Source organism: Streptomyces coryli (assembly GCF_011044975.1).
In the GTDB taxonomy this organism is placed as follows: domain Bacteria; phylum Actinomycetota; class Actinomycetes; order Streptomycetales; family Streptomycetaceae; genus Streptomyces; species Streptomyces coryli.
In genome coordinates this window covers 39,922-46,344 of record NZ_JAAKZV010000038.1, presented here as the reverse complement: position 1 = coordinate 46,344, position 6,423 = coordinate 39,922, and the positions used below count along the sequence as shown (strand labels likewise).

The following is a 6,423-nucleotide window of genomic DNA, read 5'->3' as shown; positions in this document are numbered from 1 at the left end:
GTTCTCGAGCATCTCGGTGGTGTAGTCGTCCGTCGTGCTCCCGGTCTCGCCTTCGCCCACGCCCGCCCCTCCCCCGCCGTGCGGACGACCGGGATGTCGTGGGTGCGGCTGGCGGAGCCGGTGGCGTTCGGGCACGAGACGAACGACCCGGTGAGCCTGGTCGTCGGACTCGCCGCCGAGGACTCCGGCGCGCACACACAGGCGATGGCCGCGCTCGCGCAGCTGCTCGGCGACCCGGCCACCGAGCAGGCGCTCAAGGCCGCGCCGGACCCGGAGGCCGTACACGCGATCCTCGCCGGGGGCGTCGCACAGGCGCAGCAGCCCGCGGACGCGTTGAGCGGCTCGCACAAGATCCTCACGGTCTGCGGCAACGGCCTCGGCACCAGCCTCTTCCTGAAGAACACCCTGGAGCAGGTGCTCGACCGCTGGGGCTGGTCCCGCTTCATCAACGTCGAGGCGACCGACACCATCTCCGCCAAGGGCAAGGCCTCCGAGGCCGTCGCCATCTTCACCTCCGGTGAGATCGCCAAGGCGCTCGGCGACCCCGGCATCCCGGTCCGGGTGATCCAGGACTTCACCAGCACCAAAGAGGTGGACCGCGCCATGCGGGACACGTACGACGTCTGAGGACGGAAGAGGAGAGGGAAGCCGGGATGAACTGGCTCGTATCCATCGCGCAATTCCTCGTCAACGAGATCCTCAGCCAGCCCGCGTATCTCATCGGCCTCATCACGGCCGCGGGCCTGATCGCGCTGAAGAAGTCGACCGGGCAGATCATCGGCGGCGCGATCAAGGCGACGCTCGGCTTCCTGCTGATCGGCGCGGGCGCCGGTCTGGTCGTCGCCTCGCTGGCGCCGCTCGGCGAGATGATCCAGGGCTCGACGGGTGCGCACGGCGTCATCCCCACCAATGAGGCGATCGTCGGCATCGCGCAGAAGGAGTACGGGTCGCGGGTGGCCTGGCTGATGATCGTCGGCTTCGCGGTCAGCCTGGTGCTCGCCCGCATCACGCCGCTGCGGTACGTCTTCCTGACCGGCCATCACATGCTGTTCATGGCCACGCTGCTGACGATGGTGCTGGCCACCGCCCGGATGACGTCGTGGGTGGTGGTACTGCTCGGCGGGGTGCTGCTGGGCATCATGCTCGTGTCGATGCCCGCCTTCGCGCATCCGTGGACCAAGCGCATCACAGGCAATAACTCCATCGCCATCGGCCACTTCGGCACGGCCGGATATGTGGCGGCGGGCGCGACCGGGCAGCTGGTCGGCAAGTCGAGCCCGTCGACGGAGGAGATGAAGCTCCCGGAGGGGCTGCGCTTCCTGCGCGACTCGATGGTCGCGACCGCGCTGTCGATGCTGCTGATCTACCTCATCATGGCGCTGCTCTTCCTCGCCAAGGTGGGCAAGGAGACCGCCTTCAAGGCCTTCGCGGTGGACGGCGGCGCGGCGGCGACCGGCGTCGGCAACTACCTGATGCAATCGATCATGCAGGGCCTGCAGTTCGGCATCGCCGTGGCCATCATCCTCTTCGGCGTCCGCACCATCCTCGGCGAGCTGGTGCCGGCCTTCCAGGGCATCGCCGCGAAGGTCGTCCCGGGCGCGGTGCCGTCGCTGGACGCGCCGATCGTCTTCCCGTACGCGCAGAACGCCGTCCTGATCGGCTTCATCTCCAGCTTCGTCGGCGGCCTGATCTCCCTCGGCCTGCTCTCCGCGGTCTTCAACCCGGCGTTCGGGCTCGCGCTGGTGCTGCCGGGCCTGGTGCCGCACTTCTTCACGGGCGGCGCCGCGGGTGTGTACGGCAACGCGACGGGCGGGCGGCGCGGGGCGATGGCCGGTGCCTTCGTGAACGGTGTGCTGATCACCTTCCTGCCGGCCCTGCTGCTGAAGGTGCTCGGCGCCTTCGGCAAGGAGAACACCACCTTCGGCGACGCCGACTTCGGCTGGTTCGGCACCCTGATCGGCAACGCGGCGAAGGCCGGGACGGCCGGCGGGATCGTGCTGATGCTGCTGATCGGCGCGGCGGTGCTCGGCGGGGCCATCCTGGTCCAGAAGCGCGTCGTCGAAACGGGCTGGGACCCCGGCGCGCGACGGGACGCGGTACTCGGACCGCAGACGCCGGCCGCGGCTCCCGTAGAGGACGCGGTGCCGCGGGCGGCGGGCACGTACCGCAAGCTCACTCCCCCGGCAGGGGCACCGAAGCCGCCGCCACCGCCGGAGGACTGAGCGCCTTTACCGCCGGCCGGGTCAGGCGGGCAGCTTCGTGTCGACGATGAAGCTGATCTCGATGAGCTGGCCGGGGAAGGTCAGCTCGGTCACGCCGAATGCGGTGGCGGCCGGGCGGTGCGCGCCGAAGTACGCCCGGTTGCCCTCCGCCACCGCGGCGGCGTTCTGCTGCAGCTCCACGCCGTACAGGACTTGCGAGATGATCTGGTTGCGGGTGACGCCGTAGTGGTCGAGGACCTTGTCCATGACCGCGTGCGTCTGCTTGAGCTGGGCGGCGAAGTCTCCCGGGTGCAGGAGGCCGCCCGCTTCGTCGAAGGCGAGCTGGCCTGATACGTGGATCAGGTCGCCCGACCTGATCGCCTGCGAGTAGCCGAAGTCGCTCTCGGCCGGCACCTGGTGAATGAAGACATCGGTGGTGGACACGATGACCTGACCTTCTTCCGTGGTCTCTTGTGGTTACTCAGAAACTGTAGGAGAGTCTGAGCTGACCTGGAAGAACGGACTTTTTCGTAACTGAGGAACCTCATGGTGACCAAGCACGAGCTCGAGGGCCTGCCCGAGGACGCCGACCTGCGGCGCGCCGACTCCCTCGCGCGCGAGATCTTCTCGGACGTCGCCAACAAGTGGGCGCTCCTGATCATCGAGGCGCTCGGCGAGGGCACGCTGCGCTTCAGCGAGATCCGCAAGCAGGTCGAGGGCGTCAGCCACAAGATGCTCACCCAGAACCTGCGCATGCTGGAGCGCAACGGCCTGGTCGACCGCGAGGTGCACCCGACCGTGCCGCCGCGGGTCGAGTACACCCTCACCGAGTCGGGCCGGGCGCTGCGCGTGACGGTCGACGCCATCTGCGGGTGGACGCACGCGCACCTCGGCCACATCGAGGACGCGCGCCGCCGCTTCGACACCGCCTGAGTCACACGGCGAGACGCAGCACCTCAACCACCAGGCACACGCACGGCACCGCCACCGCCGCCCAGCCGACGACCCGCGACCGCAGTTGCCGGTAGCGGGCCTCGTAGTCCGCGCGCAGTTCGTCGCGGCGCTTCGCGAGACGGCGGAGAAGCTGCTCGGTCAGCGCCGCGCGGGTGGAGGTGTACGCCCGGAGCAGCTCGTCCCGTTCTGAAGTGGTCAGCCACTCGAGCCGGTCGCAGAGCTCCTCCGCCTCGCGGCGGGCGTCGGAGAGTTCGCCCTGCCAGTAGAGGTAGCCGTCGAGCTGGCGCAGGCCCCGGTCCGTTTCGGCGGCGGGACCCGCGTGAGCGGCGGTGCGGTCGTCCACCGGTCTCACCGCTCGATGGCGCCGCTGCCCGCTCCCGCTCCCGCTCCCGCTTCCGCTTCGGCGTGAGCGCGGCCCTCCAGGGCGATGATCCCCGGATGGTGCAGGTCGAAGGCCGGGGATTCGGAGCGGATCTTCGGCAGGGTGTGGAAGTTATGCCTGGGCGGCGGGCAGGAGGTGGCCCACTCCATCGAGCGGCCGTAGCCCCACGGGTCGTCGACATTGACCTGCTTGCCGTACTTGGCCGTCTTCCAGACGTTGTAGAAGAACGGCAGCATCGACAGGCCGAGGATGAAGGAGCCGATGGTGGAGAGGGTGTTGAGGGCGGTGAAGCCGTCGGCGGCCAGGTAGTCGACGTAGCGGCGGGGCATGCCCTCGACGCCGAGCCAGTGCTGGACGAGGAAGGTCGTGTGGAAGCCGATGAAGAGCGTCCAGAAGGTGATCTTGCCGAGCTTCTCGTCGAGCATCTTCCCGGTGAACTTCGGCCACCAGAAGTGGAAGCCGGCGAACATCGCGAAGACGACGGTCCCGAAGATGACGTAGTGGAAGTGGGCCACCACGAAGTACGAGTCGGAGACGTGGAAGTCCAGCGGCGGGGACGCCAGGATGACGCCGGTCAGGCCGCCGAAGAGGAAGGTCACCAGGAAGCCGGTGGCCCACAGCATCGGCGTCTCGAAGGACAGCGAGCCCTTCCACATGGTGCCGATCCAGTTGAAGAACTTCACCCCGGTGGGCACCGCGATCAGCATCGTCATCAGCGCGAAGAAGGGCAGTAGCACGCCGCCCGTTACGTACATATGGTGCGCCCACACCGTCACCGAGAGGCCGGCGATCGCGATGGTGGCGCCCACCAGACCGATGTAGCCGAACATCGGCTTGCGCGAGAAGACCGGGATGACCTCGGAGATGATCCCGAAGAACGGCAGCGCGATGACGTACACCTCTGGATGCCCGAAGAACCAGAACAGGTGTTGCCACAGCAGCGATCCGCCGTTCGCCGGATCGAAGATGTGCGCCCCGAATTTCCGGTCCGCCTCCAGCGCGAACAGGCAGGCCGCCAGCACCGGGAAGATGAAGAGGATCAGCACGCCGGTGAGCAGCACGGTCCACGTGAAGATCGGCATCCGGAACATCGTCATGCCGGGGGCGCGCATGCAGATGATGGTGGTGATGAAGTTGACGCCGCCGAGGATGGTGCCGAAGCCGGAGAGCGCCAGGCCCATGATGCCCATGTCCGCGCCGATCGACGGGGAGTGCACGCCGTCGGAGAGCGGGGTGTACATGAACCAGCCGAAGGACGGCGCGCCCTGCGGGGTGAGCAGCGACGCGGCGGCGATGAGCGAGCCGAAGAGGTAGAGCCAGTACGCGAGCATGTTCAGCCGCGGGAAGGCGACGTCGGGGGCGCCGATCTGCAGCGGCATGATCCAGTTGGCGAAGCCGGCGAACAGCGGGGTCGCGAACATCAGCAGCATGATCAGGCCGTGCAGCGTGAACGCCTGGTTGAACTGCTCCCCCGACAGGATCTGCAGCCCGGGCCGGGCCAGCTCGGCGCGCATGAAGAGCGCCATGATGCCGCCGATGAGGAAGAAGCCGAACGCCGTGATGAGGTAGAGGCTGCCGATCGTCTTGTGGTCAGTGGTCGTCATCCACTTGATCACCACGCTGCCGCGCTTGTGCCGGCTGATCGGGATCTCGTTCTCGTACGCGTCGTCGTCGGCCGTCGCGGTGGTCTGCGAGGGCTGGGACAAGGAATCCACTCCGGCTCCCGATCGCTGTCGTCAGTTACGTGGCACAGCCTGTACGGGGCACGTAAAAAACGCCGCTGACACGCACAAACTGGACATCGCGACCGCCCGATCGGACGCTCGCCGAAGGGCCGGGAACGGCGGCTATGGTGGCGAAATGCAGGAACGACCTTCGGATCTGACGGACGAGCAGGTCGCGGACGCGCTGCGGCTTGACTGGGGCCTTGAGCCCGCCGCCCTCGCCTACGCACCCGTCGGCTTCGGCGACCATCACTGGACGGCGACCGACGATGCCGGGGGCCGCTGGTTCGTCACCGTCGCCGAGCTGTCGGAGGTGCGCGATCTGCGGCGGCTGCGGCTGGCCATGGACACCGCCGCGGCGCTGGCCGAGGACGCGGGCCTGGACTTCGTCGTGGCGCCGGTCCGTACGGACCGCGGCGAGACCGTACGGCGCCTCGACGATCTGTACGCCGTCGTCGTCTACCCGCAGGTCGACGGCGCCGCGGGGGACTTCGGCGACGAGCCGACGCAGGAGCGGCGGACCGCGCTGGCCCGGCTGCTCGGCGAGCTGCACCGCGCGACGCCGAAGGTGCCTGCGGCGCCGGTGCACGATCCGGCGGTCGCCGGGGTGCCGGTGCTGCACGAGGCGCTGGACGACCTCGCCAGGCCGTGGTCCGGCGGCCCGTACGCAGAACCCGCCCGGGCCGCGCTCGCCGAGCACGGCCAGGCGAAGCTCCTGGCGGTGCTCGCGCACTACGACGAGCTGTCCGCGCGCGTCCAGGCCGCGGCCGAGCCGGTGCTGACGCACGGCGAGCCGCACCCGGGCAATGTGCTCGCGACGACCGAAGGACGCCTCCGCCTCATCGACTGGGACACCCTGGGGCTCGCGCCGCCGGAACGCGACCTGTGGTTCCTGGAGGGCGGCTCGGGTGCGGAGTTCGCGGCGTACGCGGAGGTCACCGGGCACTCCCCCGACCCGGCGGCGCTGGCGCTGTACCGGCTGCGGTGGGATCTGGACGACCTGACCATCTATCTCCGTACCTTCCGCGAGCCGCATGGCCAAGGTCCTGACACCGAGCTCGCATGGTCGGGTTTCACCGGTTCCCTGGAGCGCGCCGTCACGGCCGCCCGCCCCGGCGTGCAGTAGCGGCCCCGGGGAACTCGGGACGGGTAGACCGGGACA

At 69.0% G+C, this 6,423-nt stretch carries 7 protein-coding genes; 4 read left to right on the top strand and 3 right to left on the bottom strand.

What is annotated here, in order from left to right; genetic code table 11:
• Both G5C51_RS12000 and G5C51_RS11995 read left to right on the top strand, forming a co-directional pair.
• A partial coding sequence (locus G5C51_RS12000) for a PTS sugar transporter subunit IIAB (RefSeq protein WP_165236278.1) occupies positions 1-627 on the top strand: 627 nt, incomplete at its 5' end.
• A 26-nt stretch (positions 628-653) separates the two neighbouring features.
• On the top strand, positions 654-2,222 hold the full coding sequence (locus G5C51_RS11995; RefSeq protein ID WP_165236276.1) for a PTS ascorbate transporter subunit IIC: 1,569 nt from the start codon (positions 654-656) through the stop codon (positions 2,220-2,222).
• A gap of 21 nt (positions 2,223-2,243) precedes the next feature.
• On the opposite strand, the gene G5C51_RS11990 is transcribed toward G5C51_RS11995, so the two are convergent.
• Positions 2,244-2,645: a Rid family hydrolase gene (locus G5C51_RS11990; RefSeq protein WP_165236274.1), complete on the bottom strand. Its 402-nt coding sequence runs from the start codon at positions 2,643-2,645 to the stop codon at positions 2,244-2,246.
• 102 nt (positions 2,646-2,747) lie between these two features.
• Between G5C51_RS11990 and G5C51_RS11985 the strand changes: the two genes are divergently transcribed.
• Positions 2,748-3,134, top strand: a complete 387-nt coding sequence (locus G5C51_RS11985) for a winged helix-turn-helix transcriptional regulator (RefSeq protein ID WP_165236271.1) — start codon at positions 2,748-2,750, stop codon at positions 3,132-3,134.
• A 1-nt stretch (position 3,135) separates the two neighbouring features.
• Here the strand turns inward: G5C51_RS11985 and G5C51_RS11980 are convergent, their stop codons facing one another.
• Both G5C51_RS11980 and ctaD read right to left on the bottom strand, forming a co-directional pair.
• Positions 3,136-3,498 (bottom strand): hypothetical protein, encoded by a 363-nt coding sequence (locus G5C51_RS11980; RefSeq protein ID WP_165236268.1) that lies wholly within the window; start codon positions 3,496-3,498, stop codon positions 3,136-3,138.
• Between the two features lie 5 nt (positions 3,499-3,503).
• On the bottom strand, positions 3,504-5,243 hold the full coding sequence (ctaD, locus tag G5C51_RS11975; protein ID WP_206313733.1) for an aa3-type cytochrome oxidase subunit I: 1,740 nt from the start codon (positions 5,241-5,243) through the stop codon (positions 3,504-3,506).
• A 154-nt stretch (positions 5,244-5,397) separates the two neighbouring features.
• On the opposite strand from ctaD, the gene G5C51_RS11970 reads away from it, so the two are divergent.
• Positions 5,398-6,387 carry a phosphotransferase enzyme family protein gene (locus tag G5C51_RS11970; RefSeq protein ID WP_165236262.1) on the top strand — a complete coding sequence of 330 codons (990 nt, stop codon included), beginning with the start codon at positions 5,398-5,400 and terminating at the stop codon, positions 6,385-6,387.
• The last annotated feature ends 36 nt before the right edge of the window (positions 6,388-6,423 follow it).